The 19,375-nt window shown below is 37.5% G+C and carries 14 protein-coding genes and 2 CRISPR repeat arrays; of the genes, 5 read left to right on the plus strand and 9 right to left on the minus strand.

The window, feature by feature from the left end:
• Window positions 1-647: 647 nt before the first annotated feature.
• Window positions 648-984: a CRISPR direct-repeat array (repeat unit 29 nt).
• A gap of 469 nt (window positions 985-1,453) precedes the next feature.
• Window positions 1,454-2,459: a CRISPR direct-repeat array (repeat unit 29 nt; unit sequence GTGTTCCCTATACACATAGGGATAAACCG).
• 176 nt (window positions 2,460-2,635) lie between these two features.
• Window positions 2,636-4,951 (minus strand): zinc/cadmium/mercury/lead-transporting ATPase, encoded by a 2,316-nt coding sequence (locus ACGH47_RS08785; protein WP_411623237.1) that lies wholly within the window; start codon window positions 4,949-4,951, stop codon window positions 2,636-2,638.
• A gap of 211 nt (window positions 4,952-5,162) precedes the next feature.
• On the opposite strand from ACGH47_RS08785, the gene ACGH47_RS08790 reads away from it, so the two are divergent.
• A complete protein-coding gene (locus ACGH47_RS08790) occupies window positions 5,163-6,368 on the plus strand; it encodes an MFS transporter (protein ID WP_411623238.1) in 1,206 nt (401 codons plus the stop codon).
• A 47-nt stretch (window positions 6,369-6,415) separates the two neighbouring features.
• On the opposite strand, the gene surE is transcribed toward ACGH47_RS08790, so the two are convergent.
• Together surE and ACGH47_RS08800 are read right to left on the minus strand one after the other, a co-directional pair.
• Window positions 6,416-7,198, minus strand: coding sequence for a 5'/3'-nucleotidase SurE (gene surE / locus ACGH47_RS08795; protein WP_220215340.1), 783 nt, complete (start codon window positions 7,196-7,198; stop codon window positions 6,416-6,418).
• Window positions 7,199-7,219: 21 nt separating this feature from the next.
• Entirely contained in the window at window positions 7,220-8,074 is an 855-nt protein-coding gene (locus ACGH47_RS08800; RefSeq protein WP_267352218.1) for a neutral zinc metallopeptidase, read from the minus strand.
• A 428-nt stretch (window positions 8,075-8,502) separates the two neighbouring features.
• Here ACGH47_RS08800 and proP point away from each other — a divergent pair, with 428 nt between their 5' ends.
• Window positions 8,503-9,996, plus strand: a complete 1,494-nt coding sequence (gene proP / locus ACGH47_RS08805; RefSeq protein ID WP_411623239.1) for a glycine betaine/L-proline transporter ProP — start codon at window positions 8,503-8,505, stop codon at window positions 9,994-9,996.
• Window positions 9,997-10,347: 351 nt separating this feature from the next.
• Here the strand turns inward: proP and ACGH47_RS08810 are convergent, their stop codons facing one another.
• The 6 genes from ACGH47_RS08810 to ACGH47_RS08835 all read right to left on the minus strand — a co-directional run bounded on the left by ACGH47_RS08810 (window position 10,348) and on the right by ACGH47_RS08835 (window position 16,797).
• Window positions 10,348-11,463 (minus strand): ABC transporter permease, encoded by a 1,116-nt coding sequence (locus ACGH47_RS08810; protein WP_411623240.1) that lies wholly within the window; start codon window positions 11,461-11,463, stop codon window positions 10,348-10,350.
• Window positions 11,464-11,480: 17 nt separating this feature from the next.
• Entirely contained in the window at window positions 11,481-12,599 is a 1,119-nt protein-coding gene (locus ACGH47_RS08815) for an ABC transporter permease (protein ID WP_267352215.1), read from the minus strand.
• Window positions 12,596-14,332: an ATP-binding cassette domain-containing protein gene (locus ACGH47_RS08820; RefSeq protein WP_411623241.1), complete on the minus strand. Its 1,737-nt coding sequence runs from the start codon at window positions 14,330-14,332 to the stop codon at window positions 12,596-12,598. The genes ACGH47_RS08815 and ACGH47_RS08820 overlap by 4 nt, the downstream gene beginning before the upstream one ends.
• Window positions 14,333-14,337: 5 nt before the next feature.
• Window positions 14,338-15,327, minus strand: a complete 990-nt coding sequence (gene hlyD / locus ACGH47_RS08825; RefSeq protein WP_411623242.1) for a secretion protein HlyD — start codon at window positions 15,325-15,327, stop codon at window positions 14,338-14,340.
• Between the two features lie 17 nt (window positions 15,328-15,344).
• Window positions 15,345-15,839 carry a MarR family winged helix-turn-helix transcriptional regulator gene (locus tag ACGH47_RS08830; RefSeq protein ID WP_411623243.1) on the minus strand — a complete coding sequence of 165 codons (495 nt, stop codon included), beginning with the start codon at window positions 15,837-15,839 and terminating at the stop codon, window positions 15,345-15,347.
• A gap of 73 nt (window positions 15,840-15,912) precedes the next feature.
• Window positions 15,913-16,797: a helix-turn-helix transcriptional regulator gene (locus tag ACGH47_RS08835; protein WP_411623244.1), complete on the minus strand. Its 885-nt coding sequence runs from the start codon at window positions 16,795-16,797 to the stop codon at window positions 15,913-15,915.
• Window positions 16,798-17,076: 279 nt separating this feature from the next.
• On the opposite strand from ACGH47_RS08835, the gene fsa reads away from it, so the two are divergent.
• The 3 genes from fsa to ACGH47_RS08850 all read left to right on the plus strand — a co-directional run bounded on the left by fsa (window position 17,077) and on the right by ACGH47_RS08850 (window position 19,270).
• Window positions 17,077-17,739, plus strand: a complete 663-nt coding sequence (gene fsa / locus ACGH47_RS08840; RefSeq protein ID WP_294827079.1) for a fructose-6-phosphate aldolase — start codon at window positions 17,077-17,079, stop codon at window positions 17,737-17,739.
• 145 nt (window positions 17,740-17,884) lie between these two features.
• The gene (locus ACGH47_RS08845) at window positions 17,885-18,673 is read left to right on the plus strand and encodes a siderophore-interacting protein (RefSeq protein WP_411623245.1); all 789 of its coding nucleotides are present in this window, start codon (window positions 17,885-17,887) and stop codon (window positions 18,671-18,673) included.
• Between the two features lie 15 nt (window positions 18,674-18,688).
• On the plus strand, window positions 18,689-19,270 hold the full coding sequence (locus ACGH47_RS08850; protein ID WP_267352208.1) for an ACP phosphodiesterase: 582 nt from the start codon (window positions 18,689-18,691) through the stop codon (window positions 19,268-19,270).
• Window positions 19,271-19,375: the final 105 nt, after the last annotated feature.

The raw sequence follows: 19,375 nt of genomic DNA on the forward strand, positions 1-19,375 counted from the left end.
TTTTCTTTTTTTGGAAACAAATACGCAATTTATTAGAAATAATTACCTGTTATTTTTTTAATCTCAACAAACAAATTCTAATTATAAATCATTAGTCAAATGGTATTTCATAAGCAATAACCGATAAAAGTCAGAATAATGAATTTATTTCTGGCTCTTTTAATCTAGGTATAATTTCTTTATGTTCGGTTTAATCATCAATTGTTAATTTTTAAACGATTGAAAATATAGCGCCCGTGCATTTAGTTGCTAAAGAACAACCTCTTCATCCATAAAATTATTGAACATACTTTTAAACACTAACTGATTATTTATCGCTTAGATTTGCTAAGTGAATTAATGGAATAGCCCATTAGTTAGGTAAAAATAAGGCGAGGGCAAAAAAGGAAGATGATACATGGCAATTAGTCATGACCAATTAACGAAACAAGACAAGTCAGGCTGTAGGCAAAAATAGGCTGGTGCGCAAGAAAGTTGTAAAAAGATAAAATGCCTAAAATAGCATTTGGAAAGTAACTAACTATATGATAAATATTCAATTTTATTTTAGATAGCTAACAAAGCAGATCGCCTAAAAAAACGACAAAAAAGTTGGTGGAATTTTACACTTTGCTATTTTAATTAATAAACAATAGGTTATAATTAGGGTGTTCCCTGTATACACAGGGATAAACCGGATTGTCACCACGGAAAAATACGAGAATCAAAGTGTTCCCTGTATACACAGGGATAAACCGAGGTAACAGAATCGTTGATATATGGATAAATGGTGTTCCCTGTATACACAGGGATAAACCGTTTTAAGTTACAAGAAAGTTTTAAGCACACAAAGTGTTCCCTGTATACACAGGGATAAACCGGCGATCAATAAATATATTTTTTGCTGAGGAAAGTGTTCCCTGTATACACAGGGATAAACCGAATAGAATTAAACGCCGAAATTCTTAGATGTGCGTGTTCCCTATGCACATAGGGATAAATCGTTCCCCTCAAATAGGGCTATCTTTAAAATTATCGTGTTCCTTAAATGAATAGGGATAGCCATCATTTTCAAAGATCTAAAAATTAACGCTTTGTTCAAACTCCTAATTATTTCTTCTGTTATAAAACTTCTAACTATTGTTATAACGTCAGTCTGCGAATTAATGGTTATAACATTCGGCATAAAGCCGAATTAAATAAGAAGCTAAAGGTAAGATCAATATAAAGTCGTTCGTTAAAATCATCTACCAAAAAGTAACATGTTATCTTGTTCTCAAGAATTGCTCGGTGCGCAGTAAAAAATGCAAAAGAGTTTCCGCTAAAAAAACTCCATGATTGCAAGTAAGTATATGATAATTATGAAATTAAATTCCTAATGTGTATTAAACTAAATCGCCTAAAAAAACAACAAAAAATCGGTGGAATTTTACACCTCCCTATTTTAATTAATAAACAATAGGTTATAATTAGAGTGTTCCCTATACACATAGGGATAAACCGCGATTTAAAATCTGAAATAAAGCTCGGCGCCGGTGTTCCCTATACACATAGGGATAAACCGGCTCAAATGTTGATTTTAAAACATGGTCTAAAGTGTTCCCTATACACATAGGGATAAACCGTAAATTTATACAGGAGTTTGTAGATGAATATTGTGTTCCCTATACACATAGGGATAAACCGGCTATTATTACAGGTCAAAATATGGCATTTGTGTGTTCCCTATACACATAGGGATAAACCGTTCAGCGCGCAGTTTACGATTGCGTTGCACCTGTGTTCCCTATACACATAGGGATAAACCGGTTTTTGCGGTTAGATCGTGAACGGGATTCATGTGTTCCCTATACACATAGGGATAAACCGTGTCAGGAACTCAAAGCGCGGGTTTTTGCGCCGGTGTTCCCTATACACATAGGGATAAACCGATTTGGACGTCGGGACGTTCGGGGACAAATTAGTGTTCCCTATACACATAGGGATAAACCGCCCTGCAAAACATCGGGCTCTCACAATATCAAGTGTTCCCTATACACATAGGGATAAACCGGGATTGGATTTACCATTGTGTGATGAAATAACGTGTTCCCTATACACATAGGGATAAACCAGAGTTGGATGAGTTAGTCAAAAAACATTATACGTGTTCCCTATACACATAGGGATAAACCGAGACGCGTTTACGTCAGGCGATCATGCATCAAGTGTTCCCTATACACATAGGGATAAACCGGGCTTGCGACGCCATGACCTCCTCTAATCGAAGTGTTCCCTATACACATAGGGATAAACCGTTTTTCAACTTCATTGATAATCCCGGCTGGCTATGTTCCCTATACACATAGGGATAAACCGGGCGATTCTGATTTGCTGAAACGCATGTATGCGTGTTCCCTATACACATAGGGATAATCCGCGCAAATGCCTAACATTTTATTAATTAAAACGGTGTTCCCTATACACATAGGGATAAACTGTTCGCATGCGAACAAAAATGGATAATAGGTAAGGTTTCCTTTATTCTTAATAGCGCCAAGCAGGCATTTTGTAAAATCCCTACTTGGTGGGTGTTGATAGATGCCATACCGTTTTTAAAAAGTCTAAAAACTCATTTTTTAACAACGGTGTTTCTGCAACTTGATATTTAGAATCCTTATTTTTTAAGTTTAAGCAATCTTAAAGCATTGGCTGTGACAATCGCTGTTGTCCCCGAATCTGCTAATACAGCAAGCCAAAGTCCTGTAATACCAAATAGGCTGGTAATTAAAAATATCAACTTAATGCCTAAAGCAATTGTAATATTCTGTTTGATATTACGGTTAGCAAAGCGTGTTAAACGTATCAATTTTGGTAAACTTAATAAACTATTTTTGGTTAAAGCCGCATCGGCTGTTTCGAGTGCGACATCTGTTCCGCTACCCATTGCAATACCTACAGTAGCGGCTTTCATGGCAGGGGAGTCATTAATACCATCGCCAACCATGGCAATAGCGGTTGTGGTGCTTATTTTTTCAATTTCATTTAATTTATCGGCCGGTAAAAGTTCCGCTTGGTAATCAATATTGAGTTGTTGGGCAATAGCTTTGGCAGCTCGTTCATTATCGCCTGTTAACATCAAGGTTTTTAAGCCTAATTGATGAAGTTGATTGAGTGCACTGACCGCATCTTGGCGAAGTACATCTTGCAAAGCAATGATACCCAATAATTTTTGATGAGATACTACAACGACAACCGTTTTTCCTTTAGTTTCAAGCTGTTGTATAAGCTGTGCATCTTCTTGGGGTAATTGGGTTGATAGGGTGTCGAGTCTATTCGGGGCTACAACGTAAAAAGTCTCTTGATTGATATCTCCTTGAATACCGACCCCAGCAATCGCTTTACGATTATTGGCTTCAGTAAAAACAATCTTATTTTGTTTAGCATAGTCAAGGATAGCTTTGGCTAACGGATGATGTGATCCACTTTCCACCGCAGCAACAACAGTTAACAAGTGTTCGGTTGTGATATCACGATTGATAACATCGGTAACTTGAGGTTTGCCTTCGGTCAGGGTTCCGGTTTTATCAAAAGCAATCATTTTGATTGAACCTATATGTTCTAGGGCTGCACCGCCTTTAATTAAAACACCATATTTAGCCGCACTCGATAACGCAGAAGTAATAACAGCCGGTGTTGAAATCACTAACGCACATGGACAACCTATTAGTAGTAACGTTAATCCACGATAAATCCATGTGTACCAATCAGTCTGAATCAATAGAGGCGGAATAACCATTACTAATAGCGATAATAGGGCAATAGCAGGGGTATAATAGCGACTAAATTTATCAATAAATCGCTCTATCGGTGCTTTGCGTTCTTCAGCATCTTCAATAAGTTGTAAAATACGGTCAACAGCGTTTTGTCCTGTTTCTGAGACAACTTTTAATTGAATGGTGTTATCTACCACTAGTGAGCCAGCTAAAATTTTATCACCATATAAATAGTTGACTGGAATCGATTCCCCTGTTAGTGCGCTTTCATCAATGCTGGCTTGCTCACTGATTAAGATCACATCTGCCGGTAATCGACCGCCTGATGATATTTCGATAATATCGTCTGGTTTAAGACTATGACTTGCCACCGTTTTTCGATTTCCGTCAACAACAATCACGGTTTCTTCTGGCATTAATTCAACCAGTGAGGAAATCCCTTTTTTAGCTTTATTGCTAGCAATCCCTTCAAGCATTTCGCCAATCATAAACAAAAAAATCACCATGGTGGCTTCTTCTGCGGCACCGATAAATAGCGCACCAATTGCTGAAATACTCATTAGCGTTTCAATGGCAAAAGGAGTGCCACTACGGGTTAATGTGATGGCTTCTTTGGCTATTGGAATGATGCCAATTATAGCCGTAACAATGAAGGCATATTTACCTATATCATGATTGATTAACAGGATGATATAACTTATTACAATTAAGATACCCAGCGTCACTAAAGGTAGTAGCGCTTTTTTATCCAAACTGTGTGAATGCTCATGATGATGATGTGGCGAGGATTCAAAAATAGGGGTATAACCTAATTCAACCACTTTATCTTCAATGAGTTTGATAATTTCTTTATTTTTGTTGGGCACAAATACCATGAGTTTTCCAGTTGAAAACGTCATTTTTATTTGATTGATATCGGGTAACGTTTTGATTCCATTTTCAATTTTTTGGGCACAATGCGCACAATCCATGCCTTGAATTTTCCATGTTAATTTGACAGTTGGGCTTTGCTGGTCAGGTTCATCGGGTGGAGGATCAAGATCATTGGTTTGCGTTTGAATATGATCATGATTTTCACGTCCCAGATTGGATTGATGGTTTTTATTAATATTACGGGCATGAAGTGAATTATGTGCATGATTATGTGTGATGTTTTGGCAGCTATCATGGCAGTGATGATCAGCGTGCTGATGAGTGGATTTGTTATTATATAACATAACGTTACCTCGGCTAGTTGATGATTTTTATTGTACGCTTGTATCATTAAAAATAAATCATTTTTTTAATGATATTTGTCAAGGTTTGGTTTGTATTAATTAAAAAGGATTGAAAACAAGTCATGCGGGATTAAACCCGAATGCTTAACATGTTTTTTGTTATGCTTATTTTCAGTATATAATTATTTCATTCTATATACAGGAAATCACTATGCCGAGTACTTCATCTTTTCGACATTTAAAAGGGGTAATTTTTACTGCTTTTCTTGTTACTACTTTCATTATCGGGATCGCAGGCGCTTTACAATCTCCGACATTAAGTCGTTTTTTAACTGATGAAGTCAATGTTGATCCCATTCTTGTCGGTCTTTTTTATTCGGTCAATGCGATTGCCAGTATTTTGGGGAGTTTCTTGTTGGCGAAATATTCGGATAAAAAAGGGGACAGACGACTCATTGTCATATTCTGTTGTTTAATGGGTGTTTTCAATAGTCTGGTTTTTGCCTTTTCTCGGCACTATGTCTTTTTGATTACGTTGGGCGTGTTATTTGCGGCATTATCCTCAGCGGCAATGCCACAAATTTTTGCGTTAGCACGTGAGTATGCGGTTAAAACGGGTCGTAATGTTGTGGCATTTAACTCACTTATTCGAGCTCAACTTTCCTTGGCTTGGGTTATTGGTCCACCTTTGTCATTTATTCTAGCGATTGAGTATGGTTTTACTACCATGTATCTAAGTGCAATGGGGATGTTTTTTGTTGCGATGATCTTTATTGCTATTTTTTTGCCTTCAGTCGAAAAAAATCCGGCTACACAGCAAACTCAAGCTATGAATCAGCAGGAGATAAATCAACCGTTATTCCAAAATAAAAATGTGGTTTTTTTATTTTTATCAACCGTATTTATGTGGACAGCGAATATGATGTATATCATCGATATGCCATTATATATAAAATCGAGTTTACATCTGTCGGATTCCTTGCCGGGTCAGTTAATGGGGCTTGCTGCAGGAATCGAAATTCCGGTTATGCTAATTGCCGGTTTTTTAGTACCTTATTTAGGAAAACGTAATCTATTTTTTATTGCAATTGGCTGTGGTGTTCTGTTTTATATTGGCATCATCCTGTTCAAAAATGAAGTAGCACTATTTTCATTGCAAATTTTTAATGCACTTTTCATCGGTATTGTGGCGAATATTGGAATTATCTATTTCCAAGATCTTCTCCCTACCCGAATGGGCGTTGCTTCAACGCTTTTTAATAATGGTATAACGTGTAGCGTTATCATTGCCGGTCTGATTCAAGGTTTCGTCTCTAAAGCATTTGGACATGAAATGATATATTGGATCGCTTTAATTATGGTGACGGTTTCTTTCCTGTTTTGTGCTTTTGTTAACGAATCAAAATCAAACCATTAATAGCTTTTGTACGTCTTTCGATATAAGAAAGACGTACGCATTAAGTATTAGTCAAAATTTAACGCATTTTGCAATGTGTTAAGACTAGGATAATGTGTTCTTTCATAACTCATAGGCGTGATTGCAACGTAGCCACTGTTTGCTATATCCAGTTCTTTGTCTTCATGGCAAGCGGTTTGATTTCGTTTAGCTCTGAACCAAAAATAGTCATGTCCTTCTGGGTCTTTAGTTGGGGTGAGTATCAGTTCGCTTACATCCGGTTCCCCTTGTTTGGTGAGTTTATATCCTTTTATTTGATCAGCATTACAATCTGGAAAATTGACATTAAAACAGATGTTTTTAGGCATTGATAACCCATGCAATTTTCGGATGACGTTTTCAGCATGGTGAATGGCACAATGCCAATTTGTCGGTTGATTATCTTCACTGCTCACTTGGCTTAATGCCATTGCCGGTACGCCAAGGGTCATCGCCATCATTGCCGCCCCAACGGTACCCGATAAAATCGTTTCAAAGCCAACATTAGACCCATTATTAATACCGGATAAGACTAAATCAGGTAATTGGTCTGTCATTAGATGTTTCAATGCAAATAACATGCAATCTGCTGGCGTACCATAAACGGCGTATTCGGTATGAGAACGTTTAGAGACTCTGAATGGGGCTTTTAAACTGACGGAACAAGACACGCCACTTTGATCTATAATTGGCGCTACTACCCAAACTTCATGAGCCAGTTTTTCCGCCACATTTTTTAATATTTTGATACCTTGGGCATCGATGCCGTCATCATTCACTAATAAAATACGATTCACTAATTTGACATCCATTTTGTTTCCTTATGTTGTTCGTTACTCAGTAAAAGTGTCACATTGTTCAATTGAACCACTATCAAACCCTTTTTTAAACCAAGCGTAACGTTGTTTCGACGTGCCATGTGTAAAACTATCGGGTACTACATATCCATCACGTTGTCGTTGTAGGCGATCATCACCAATGGCTTCGGTTGTGTTCAGTGCTTGCTCGATATCACCAACTTCAAGTAAGTTCTGTTTTTGAACTGCATTTCCCCATAACCCTGCATAGCAATCGGCTTGCAATTCTAATCTTACTGATAATTGATTATCGCTAACATCGGAATATTGTTTAAATTGTTTTAGTTGATTAAATGTGCCGAGTAGATTTTGCACATGGTGACCGATTTCATGGGCAATGACATAACCTTGCGCAAAATCACCGCCACCGCCTAGTCGCTGTTTCATCTCTTGATAGAAAGAAGTGTCCAGATAAACCGTTTTATCAATACTGCAATAAAACGGCCCCATAAAGGTTTGACCGGTACCGCAAGAGGTTTGCGTTGAACCTGTATAAAGAACTAATTTGGGTGGGATATAGGTTTTGCCGAGGCGTTTAAATTCCTGGCTCCAATAATCTTCGGTGCTGGCTAAAATGACCGACGTAAATTTCGCTGCTTGCGGATCATCAATCGCATACTCAGCGCTGTTTTGTGGAGTGCTATTAAGATCAATAACATCTGAATTGAGTAAACCGGTTAAATCAACGCCATAATAGCCGGCGATTAAAACAACAATGAATAGAACAACTCTGCCTTTACCACCAATAGGAATTCGCGTTCCTAGTTCACTTCCTGATTGTGAGCGGCGATCTTCAATATTATCACTCTCTCTTTGGTCTCTCCAGCGCATAGGAATTACCTCATCAGTTTTAGTAACGTCATTTTAAAGGATTATTTCATGGGATACTAGGTAAAGTTAAATTTGTTACAGGTGAACGATTTAGAGAAGGGTAGAACAGCTATTTTAAAAAAATTTAACCAGAATTGTGTCGAATATATTGACGTGAAACTTTCAACTATCAGATTGGTTGTAATTTTACAACCTGATCTTATGTTGCTATAATTAAAGCCTATTTTTTGTCAAACTAAACGTAATTATCAAACTTAATTGATTGATAGTAATAACGATAAATCGTTTAATTCTTTTTCTGTTCCTTGTATATCTTCAAAATTTAAGTAATCAATAAACCATTTGTTGTCACTAAAGCACTATAGCAAGTCTTTATCAAAATTGTATTCAACTTATTCCATAATTTGCATGAAAATAGGCGGTTTTTTATGAAGAAGGCAAAAAAGTCAATTACAAAACCTTTGAATATTAATGATATTACCATTATTGATGATAGTAAGCTTAAAAAAGCCATTACGGCTGCTGCACTCGGTAATGCGATGGAGTGGTTTGATTTTGGTGTTTATGGTTTTTTAGCCTATATATTAGGGCAGGTGTTCTTTTCAAATGCATCGCCCAGTGTTCAAGTTGTCGCTGCGTTAGCCACTTTTTCAGTCCCTTTTTTAGTGCGTCCATTGGGCGGAGTGGTGTTTGGTTTATTAGGTGACAAATTAGGACGGCAAAAGGTGCTGTCTATGACAATAGTGATTATGTCGTTAAGTACCTTTTGTATTGGCTTAATTCCTTCTTATGCAACTATTGGGATTACCGCACCAATCCTATTGTTACTGGCGAAATTAGCACAAGGATTTTCAATTGGTGGTGAATATTCTGGAGCGGCAACCTTTGTGGCTGAATATTCGCCTGATCGTAAACGAGGATTTATGGGGAGTTGGCTGGATTTTGGGTCAATTGCAGGCTTTTTAATTGGTGCAGGGTTGGTTGTCATTTTATCTACTTTATTAGGTGATGCCAAATTTCGAGATTGGGGGTGGCGTATCCCGTTCTTTTTTGTGTTACCTTTAGGGGTAATTGGTCTGTATTTGCGTCATGCGCTTGATGAAACGCCCACTTTTCAGCAACAATCTGAGTCTAATGAACAACGGTCTGAAAAACCAACTAAAATTACGTTAAAACAGATTTTAACCCAATATTGGAAGAGTTTTATGGTCTGCGTGGGCTTAGTGATCGTGACCAATGTTACCTATTATATGTTGCTGACGTATATGCCAAGTTATTTATCGCACGATTTAAATTATCATTCCGATCATGGTGTATTACTGATTATTGCGATAATGATTGGTATGCTATTTGTTCAACCTATGATTGGCTTAATAAGCGATAAAATTGGGCGAAAACCCTTTATTATTGGCGGTAGTGTGGGGTTACTTATTCTTGCTTATCCGGCCTTTATGATGATTAATAGTGATAATATTGGTTTAATCTTTTTGGGATTACTAATACTTGCTGTACTACTTAATTGCTTTACAGGTGTGATGGCATCTATTTTACCCGCTATTTTTCCTACCAATATCCGGTTTAGTGCGCTAGCTATCGCTTTTAATATCTCGGTATTAATTGCCGGGGCAACCCCAACAGTGGCAGCTTGGCTTGTCGAAGAAACCAATAACTTATATATGCCTGCATACTATTTGATGGTTGTAGCAATTGTTGGATTAGTCACTGGTTTAAAAATGCGAGAAACCGCAAATCAACCATTAAGAGGCGCCACACCCGCCGCTTCAAATCGTCGAGAAGCAAAAGAAATTTTATCGGATCATTTTGATTCAATTGAACAAAAAGTTGAAGATATTGATGAACAAATCGAGAATCTGCAAGAACAGCGTCAAGATTTAGTCGATCAGCATCCTAAACTAGATTAACGACGATAAACATCGGGACGTCGAACAGACTTTTTGAATAAGTGATTTTGCTGATATTGAACACGCTCAAATCAAGAGGGGATAATATAATCTTCTCTTGATTCTCTCATCCCTCCAAAAAATTGAACATTGTTGTGTGACGGTTTTACAAGTGATAATTGTCAAAGTCCCATTGCCAAGTATTGTAAGTGTTTATTTGCTTTGGGTTTGGTGGATACTTGCCGATTGTGGTTGTTCAATTCTCTTACTGAAAGTTTATTAAATAGGAATTGTCATGATTGGATTGTAATCCTAAAACAGTTAACAGAATTTGATTTAAACATATAAGGTTAGGTGAGGCTCTCTTTAAATTCACATATATTTTTTAAATAAATAATAAGCCATACCTCCTAATAGTATGGTGATTGCATAGAGCTTCCATAGACTTTGCCAGATGATTGAAAAATTGACGTTTTTTAAATAAATCTGTTTAGTCAATTCGATAAAGTGACGCACTGGATTGATTTCAGTTAAATACTGTAAGCAGAGTGGCATGTTTTCGATTGGCGCAATAAAACCAGATAGTAAAATAGCCGGCACCATAAAGGTAATAATACCGATAAAGGTCTGTTGTTGAGTTGAGCAAAGTGCTGATATAAATAATCCAAATCCCACTAAAGAGAGTCCGTAACTCATCATACAGAGATAGTACCAAATAAACGATCCTTGAAACGGTATTTGATATATAAAAATACTGGCAATAAGTACGATTGTTCCTTGTAATGTTGCCACAATGATTGCCGGTATCGCTTTACCAACAAAAATTTGCCATGTCATTAAAGGTGAAATACGTAGTTGGTCAAGCGTGCCTTGTTCACGTTCTCTCGCTACTGATAACGAGGTTACGATCATAACGCCAATGGTGGTAATAAGTGCAACCAGCGAAGGTAAGATAAAATGTTTATAGTCTAAATTACTGTTATAACGGTGACGAACGATTAATCCGCCCTTATCTTGATTCATATTTTGTTGCTGATATTGCATAATAATTTGTTGAATATAGTTAGCGGCAATTTGGGCACTATTCGATTTACGACCGTCTAAAATTATTTGGATTTGTGGCGATTGTCCATTCAGTAACTTGCGAGAGAAGTCAGCAGGAAATTGTACAACCACCAAGGCTTTTTGATGATTAATCGTGTCAGTAATGGCTTGCTGTGAATCTAATATCAATACGTTTGAAAAACTGCTGGCATGGGCTATACGATGGATTAACTCCGTTGTTGGTTCATCAATCGTGGGGCGATAAACGGCAATGGTCGCATTATTGACATTCAAGGTTGCAGCAAAGGGGAAAATAAAAATTTGTAGCAATACTGGCACGATTAAGATAATGCGTGTCTGTTTGTCTTGCCAAAGTAGGGCTAACTCCTTTTTAATTAGAGTTAATGTGCGGTAAAAGGCGATAGTGTTGAAAAATTTTAACATAGTATTATTCCTTTACCTTAATCTAATTGCATTCGAGTTTTTTTGAAAATCACCACAAATAACAGCAATAAACACATAAGTAAAAAGCCTGCATTAATTAGCATGACTGAAAAAATATCGCCCGCTAAAAAGAGAGTTTGTAGAATATTGACGTAGTAACGTGCAGGAATGATATAGGTAACTAGTTGAATGATAGCGGGCATACTATTGATTTCAAATACAAAACCTGACAGCATAACCGCAGGTAAATAGGCCGCGTTTAACGCTATCATTGCGGCATTAAATTGATTCCGCGTAAGGGTGGATATTAATAAACCAAGTTGCAAAATCACCAATAAAAATAGACTGCTGAGTAGTAATAATAGCGTAAAAGATCCACGAAAAGGGACATGCATAATGCCTACAGTGACAATAAAACAGATAATTAAGGCTATTAAACCGATTAAGTAATAAGGAATCAATTTAGATAATAAGAACTCCAACTTGGTCATCGGGGTAGAGAGCAATGCTTCCATTGTGCCACGTTCCCATTCTCGAGCAACGACTAACGACGTCAATATCGAGCCAATTATCGTCATAATAATGGTTATTGCACCGGGCAAAATAAAATTTTTGCTGATTGCTGCGGAGTTAAACCAAACGTGTGAAGTCATGTCAATCATTGGTTGACTATTCATTAATTGCTGTTGACTGCGCTGCTGTAACCAGATTTGCCACACACCGGTTAAATAGCCTTGTACAAAATTAGCGGTATTCGGTTCACTTCCGTCGGTAATTAACTGAATGGCTGCTTGCCTATTTTGCACTTGTTGAGCAAAATTAACTGGAATGATAAGCATACCTCGAATTTCGCCAGCATTTAATTTTGCCGATAATGCTGAACGATTATCCAGATATATGGGTTCAATATAGGGGGAACCATTTAACACTTGGACAAAATCATGGGCAGGTTGACTGTTTTGTTCAACTAATACCCCAACACGGATTTTATTGGAATCTAAACTAATACCATAGCCAAATAAGAAGAGTAATATTAATGGAATAATAATTGACATAATCCAACTGCTCGGGTCACGAATAATCTGTTTCATCTCTTTTTTACACAGTGTTAATGTTCGAGAGAGTGAAAATATCATGTTGTTGCCCCTGAGTTAGCGTCGTTCACCAATTTAATAAAGGCTTGCTCCATGGTGGCGTTGCTTGCGACCGATTGTTTAAGTTGGTTAGGCGAACCCAAAGCAATTAACTTGCCACCATTAATTAATGCAATGCGATCACAATATTCGGCTTCGTCCATAAAGTGAGTGGTGACCATGACCGTAACCCCTTTTTCGACTAAACTGTTGATATGGATCCAGAACTCACGACGAGTGATAGGATCGACGCCAGATGTCGGTTCATCAAGAAACACAATATCGGGTTTATGCATTAACGCACAGGCTAAAGCTAATCGCTGTTTGAATCCTAAGGGGAGTGATTCTGGTGTTTTGTCTAAAATCGGCTCAAAATTAAATGCGGTTATCATTTCATTCATGCGCAGTGTTTGTTCACTGCCCATTAAGCCGTAGATGCCTGAAAAGAAGCTTAAATTTTGGCGTACAGTTAATCTGTCATATAAAGAAAAACGTTGTGCCATATAGCCAATGCGTTCACGTACTTTAGTTGCACTTTTTTTTAGATCAAATCCCAATACTAACGCTTGCCCATCACTAATCGGTAATAAACCACACATCATTTTAAATGTTGTCGATTTACCTGCGCCATTGGGCCCTAATAAACCAAATATTTCACCACGCTTTATGGCAAAATTAACATGATCCGTTGCAATAAAATGACCAAAAGTTCGGGTAAGATCTTTTGCTTCTATGACAATATCGTTTGGCAGACCGGCAACCTGCGGCATAATTTTAGTTAATATTGATTCTTTTTGAGTTATTCCGCCTAATCGGTCAATAAACGCATCTTCAAACCGTCCTAAGGTAGGTTGATAAGTGATGTTAGTTGTCCCAAGTTTTGCTATGACTTGTTCAATGGCGTGATTCGGCTTGAGTATTAAGCGAATACGATCACCTTCGATCACGCCGTCACTGACTTCAGGGAGTTTTAAGGCCGTTTGTAATAACCGACGATGTGAAATTGGCGAAGTGAGCAGGTAAACTCGATCTTTGACACGTTCAGTTAAACATGAGGGTTGACCTTGAAAGAGTAATTCACCTTGATTCATCAGTAAAATTGTTTCACATTGCTCGGCTTCATCAAGATAAGAGGTGCTCCAGATAATTAACATCCCTTCTTTGGCTAGTTGATGAACCATGTGCCAAAGTTCTTGGCGTGAAATAGGATCCACGCCAACACCAGGCTCATCAAGTAGTAATATTTGTGGATCGCCAAGCAAAGTACATGCTAACCCCAGTTTTTGCTTCATTCCCCCCGATAACTTGCCCGCCAAACGTTGGGTAAATTTAGTTAAATCGGTGAATTTTAGGAGTTTGGCAAAAATTTGTTGACGTTCTTCTTGTTTGATATGTCGCAGATCAGCAAATAAATTAAGGTTTTCACTAACCGTCAAATCCTCGTAAAGACCAAACTTTTGAGGCATATAGCCTAAAATTGCGCGCAATTGATCCCGATCTTCAGTCGGATTATATTGCGCAACATTAATTTGACCTGCACTTGGCGAAAGCAAGCCTGCCAGCATACGCAATAGTGTTGTTTTCCCTGCACCGTCAGGGCCAACCAATCCTGTCACACCCTGTGCAAAAATTGTTGTCGATAAAGGTTTTAGTGCGACAGTGACTTGCTGATTTTTTTGCTTAAACACTTTGGTCACATGAGTGAGTTTGATTTGCTGGCGATTTTGTTTAGTCATAGCGATTATTCTGCAAATTTAATCGTTACCGGCATGCCTTGGCGCAACATATCATTCGCTTGACCGTCACCAGTTTGACGTATTTGAATACGTAAGCGGTAAACTAAATCTGTACGTAATACAGGGGTTTCGACTGTTTTAGGTGTAAATTCGGCCGTAGGCGATACAAAACCAATCTGTCCAATATAAGGTTTATCTGGCTGTGAATCGGTATAAACATAGACAGTTCTACCCGGAATGGCTTGATGTAAATTGACCTCGTCAATATAAGCACGTACCCAGACAGGTCTATCTATAGATATAGCATAAATCGGGGTTCCTGCGGTTAACATTGTGCCAGATTCTACTGCTCGAGTTAAAATGGTGCCGTCGGTTGGTGCATAAAGTTCGGTATCCGATAAGTTAAGTTCCGCTTGGTCTAACTCAGCTTTAGCCGCTTGCACAGTGGCTTGTGCAGCTTCAATTTCTTCTTTTCGGTAACCATTAGTAAGTTGATCAAGTTTTTGCTTTGCTGTTTGTAAATTAGCGTTAGCTTGATTACGTAAGGTTAAACTGTTTTCAAGTTGATCTTTAGAAATGGATGATGATTTCATCAATTTGACCATGCGCTGATAGTTATTCTCTGCATAATCATAACTCGCTTGGTACTGTAAAACTTGTGCTGCTGCTTGGGCAACTTCTTCTTTACGATATCCGGTTATCATTAAATCAAGTTGCGCCTGCTTTACCATCAGATTTGCTTTCGCTTTATTTAAAGCGATTTGATAAGGTTTTGCATCCAGTTTAGCTAATAGATCACCTTGTTTAATCGAATCACCTTCTTCGTGATTTAATTGTATTAAGCGTCCTGATACACGAAAGCTACTGTTTACCGTTCGGATATCCACATTACCATATAAAATCAGCGATGAAGGACTTTTATATATGAACCAAATCACCCAAAGTACTGCAATAATGATTAATATTAACAGGGCGATAAGCCCTTTTTGTTTCATGGATATTCTCATTTAGTTTACTCGGCAAGATGCTTTAAAAGTTTAGTTAAAATTGTGCGTAACTGTTGACGTTCTTCTTGAGTAATAACTTGCCAAGCTTGAACCACTTTTTTTTCCATGGGTGGTAGTTCATGTTGAAAAAAATTGATGCCTTTTTTGGTTAAAATTAAACAATGTGAGCGGCGGTCATGCGGATCAGCTTGGCGGGCGACTAAGTCATTTCCCACCAGTGTATCAACAAAACGGGTAATTTGTACGCGAGTAAAATTGGTTAATTCGCTGATTTGCGATGGTTTTACCCCTTCAGGGTGAAAGGCGTTAATCACTAATAAAACCGCAAATAATTTATCATCTAATTCATAATGTCGGTAGGTTTGATTCAAATTTTCTAATAGTGCTTCGGTACTAAATTGCAATAAGCGACTTAAAAAAATCTCGTCATAGTTTGAAGAGAGTCCACGAGCTTTAAATTTTTCAATCAGTTTTTCAACGGTTGCTATCGGGATTGCCATCACATCACCTTATTTAGATAATTTCATTTGAAACTATATCAAATGAAATTACTTTTCACAACCATTAATTTAGTTAACTAGTTTTGTTGTTATCCGTCATCGGTAATAATTTACTATGATATTGGCGACGGTATTCGGTCGGGGTACGTTCAGTTTTTTTTCTGAAGATTCGACAAAAATAGTGACTATCTTTGAAACCTGATGCTAAGGCAATATCTTTGATATTTAAATCATAGTCTCTAAGGCGAGTTTTTGCATATTCCAGACGTACATGGGTAAGATATTCATTCAAACCTATTTTACCTTCTCGCTGGAATAGGTGAGATAGATAATTGGGTGAAATATAGAACATTTTAGCGAGAAAATCTCGGGTGATATCGTCACGAAAATGGCTATCAATATATTGCCGAATTGCCTCAAATAAGCTAGCTGTTTTGGTTGAGGTTCTGACATCAACATTCAGTAAGTCGAAGGTATGACTTAATAAGCTTTGAATAAGATGATAAGCGGTAGGAGCACGCTCGCAAGGCTGATGCTGCCAAGTTAGTTCAGTTAGCGCTTGAATGATAAACGCCCCAATACGTGCTCCTCGCCTAGGTACATTAATTTGATCATAAGATGTCAGTGCTTGACCGTCCCACTGGTTGATAGTTATGCTAATTTGTTGTTTATCATACAGGATGCTTAATGTGGTGAAGGGGGTTGTATAAGCGGGCTTGCTCCAACTTTGTGCTGTAATATATAAAAGATCGCTAGGAAATAACGTTTTTTCAATAATGTTTCCTTGATAGTCTGCCCATTGTATGGATTGTTTTCCCTCTATCATGATTTCTATTCTGGGTAAACTGACTTGATCAGCAAGTAGTGGTGCTGATTGAGCATAATTAGCAAAATATATCTGATTCGTTTGTTGATGATTAAGGCATTTTGCTAACACTTCATTGATCGTTATCGCCATATCGCTATCTTCATAAAATAATATCGTAGATAAATCGAGTTATGTATTGTAACCATGATTATATACTGCCAAATAGTATTTTAAAGTATCAAGTAAATCGTTAATTTTATCATTAGGATATTCTTAAAATGTTTTTAGTGTGATCTCACTCACATTTTCTTATTAAGCGTACAAATATCCAGTAAATCGCAGGATTGTCATCTAGGCTATCGGTTTAATATTATCTAGTATGGTATCAATACAGTGATTAATGATTTGAACATTCAGCAGGAGTTAACCATGGAGTTATATTTAGATACCGCCGATATTGAAGCCATTAAACGTCTAGCCCCCATTTTACCGATTAAAGGCGTCACAACCAATCCAAGCATTGTGGCAAAATCCGGTCAATCACTCTTTACCTTATTATCGACACTGCATGATTTATTAGGCGCCGATAAATTACTGTTTGCACAGGTACTTTCAAGCGATGCATCATCCATGATAAAAGAGGCAGAACAACTCAGAAGAGTCGTACCCAATATTGTTACTAAGATTCCTGTTAATGCAGAAGGACTGAAAGCGATTAGAGCTTTAACACAACAAGGAATCCCTACTTTAGGCACTGCTGTTTATGGCGCAGGGCAGGGATTATTAGGTGCGCTAGCCGGGGCTAAATATATTGCGCCTTATGTCAATCGAATTGATGCCCAAGGCGGCAACAGTAAAGATACCGTGCAAGAATTACAAAAACTGTTAGCGTTACATTGTCCTCAAACCATGGTATTGGCGGCAAGTTTTCGCACACCTAGGCAAGCATTAGATTGTCTGTTAGCCGGATGTGAATCTATTACCTTACCGGTGGATGTAGCTGAACTATTTATCTCCGATCCAGCTGTAGATGCAGCGATAGTAAAATTTGAACAAGATTGGCGTAATGCGTTTGGTTCACTGACTTATTAATTTAAACTGTCATCATCTGTTATCACATTCTGCCTAATTGGGTGGAGTGTGTTTGTCTGTGTTTCTGAGCAATAATTGAAAAGATAGCCTAAAAATTTAAGTTTTGTTGTATGATAGTTAAAAATGAAATATTAGGTTAGCCATAATGACAGGAAAAAAACAAACATCTATTGTTAATGCACTTTTAACGGTATTGAGAATTGAAAGGTTATCGCATAGTTTTATTCGAATTAACTTTAGTTGTGATAAACAGCTGACGGTTAATCCTTTATGGATTTGTCCTCATTTAAAATTATTGTTTGCTGATCCTTCAACGGGAACGATAATTTTTCCACAATTAGACGACAATAATAAAATACTGATAAATGACAAGATTCGTCAATTGGCTCGGAGTTATAGTATTCGTCACTATGATGAAACGACACAGCAATTAACGATTGATTTTGCCATTCATCAAGAGGGATTAGCTTCGGTTTGGGCTCAGCAGGCTAAAGTCAATGATCAGATAGGTTTAGTCGGCACAGCGGCAAAACTTATGTTTAATCAGCAAAGTTTGGTGTTGATTGGTGATATAACAGCTGTACCTGCCATTTGTTATACGCTTGAACACCTACCTAACAATGTTAATGTTCAAGCGTTTATCGAAGTCAATCACCCAACAGATATTATGGCTTTACCGAATAGTCTAAATACTCATGTTAACTGGCTGATACAAGATGTTAATCAGCCAAATCAACTTGTTGAAACAATAAAAAAAGCGAATATTGTCCATAGTGATAATTTACTTATTTGGGGTGGAATGGAGCGGGATTTAGCCCAGCAAATTCGACATACGCTTAAAGATAATTATCCTCATTTACCCCCCGATGCATTTCATATTATTAGTTATTGGCGACAAGGTTTTGCTGAAGGGGAGTTTAAACATCGTGAATAGTAACGTGTAATTAAGATGAACATTCTAGCTCATTTACATCTTGCCACTTTAGCTAATAGCTCCTTAATTGGCAATAGTGTGGCTGATTTTGTTAAAGGGGATCCTTATCTTGTTTATCCGCAAACGATAGCCGACGGTATCATGTTACATCGTAAAATTGATAGCATGGTCGATGGTTTAACAGAAGTGAAACAAGCCAAAACACACTTTATCAAACCGCATCAACGTGTCGCACCGATTGCACTTGATATTGTATGGGATCATTTTTTATCTAAACATTGGACTGATTATGGCATGGGGCAATCAGTGTCTGAATTTGACCAATACACCAGACAACAAATTCAGCCCTTTATTCATCTCTATCCTGAACATTATCAGCATTTTATGCAGTCAATGTGGCAAGGCAAATGGTTAGAAAATTACGCAAATCTTGAATTTGTTGGAAAAGTGCTTAATGGTATGGCCACCCGACGACCAAAGCTATGGTTATTAAAAGAGACTATTTATGATATTAAGCAGCACTACAAAGAATTCGAAGCGCTGTTTTTTATTTTGTATCCTAAAATGTGTCGCTTAATAATAGCTGATCCTATTTAGTTATCATCCCCGCTAGGACTACCTGTTATTAATGTAAAATTAGACTTAACAAATGTGAATTAATAACTTGGATGTGTCCTAAGCGGATTGCTAATTACCGTAGAT

The sequence above is a fragment of the Gilliamella sp. CG16 genome (genome assembly GCF_046635785.1).
Taxonomy (GTDB): domain Bacteria; phylum Pseudomonadota; class Gammaproteobacteria; order Enterobacterales; family Orbaceae; genus Gilliamella; species Gilliamella apicola_I.

Bases quoted from the DNA above. Each gene is read 5' to 3' on its own strand.
- ACGH47_RS08785 (WP_411623237.1), bottom strand. From the start codon at position 4,951: ATGTTATATAATAACAAATCCACTCATCAGCACGCTGATCATCACTGC.
- ACGH47_RS08790 (WP_411623238.1), top strand. From the start codon at position 5,163: ATGCCGAGTACTTCATCTTTTCGACATTTAAAAGGGGTAATTTTTACT.
- surE (WP_220215340.1), bottom strand. From the start codon at position 7,198: ATGGATGTCAAATTAGTGAATCGTATTTTATTAGTGAATGATGACGGC.
- ACGH47_RS08800 (WP_267352218.1), bottom strand. From the start codon at position 8,074: ATGCGCTGGAGAGACCAAAGAGAGAGTGATAATATTGAAGATCGCCGC.
- proP (WP_411623239.1), top strand. From the start codon at position 8,503: ATGAAGAAGGCAAAAAAGTCAATTACAAAACCTTTGAATATTAATGAT.
- ACGH47_RS08810 (WP_411623240.1), bottom strand. From the start codon at position 11,463: ATGTTAAAATTTTTCAACACTATCGCCTTTTACCGCACATTAACTCTA.
- ACGH47_RS08815 (WP_267352215.1), bottom strand. From the start codon at position 12,599: ATGATATTTTCACTCTCTCGAACATTAACACTGTGTAAAAAAGAGATG.
- ACGH47_RS08820 (WP_411623241.1), bottom strand. From the start codon at position 14,332: ATGACTAAACAAAATCGCCAGCAAATCAAACTCACTCATGTGACCAAA.
- hlyD (WP_411623242.1), bottom strand. From the start codon at position 15,327: ATGAAACAAAAAGGGCTTATCGCCCTGTTAATATTAATCATTATTGCA.
- ACGH47_RS08830 (WP_411623243.1), bottom strand. From the start codon at position 15,839: ATGGCAATCCCGATAGCAACCGTTGAAAAACTGATTGAAAAATTTAAA.
- ACGH47_RS08835 (WP_411623244.1), bottom strand. From the start codon at position 16,797: ATGGCGATAACGATCAATGAAGTGTTAGCAAAATGCCTTAATCATCAA.
- fsa (WP_294827079.1), top strand. From the start codon at position 17,077: ATGGAGTTATATTTAGATACCGCCGATATTGAAGCCATTAAACGTCTA.
- ACGH47_RS08845 (WP_411623245.1), top strand. From the start codon at position 17,885: ATGACAGGAAAAAAACAAACATCTATTGTTAATGCACTTTTAACGGTA.
- ACGH47_RS08850 (WP_267352208.1), top strand. From the start codon at position 18,689: ATGAACATTCTAGCTCATTTACATCTTGCCACTTTAGCTAATAGCTCC.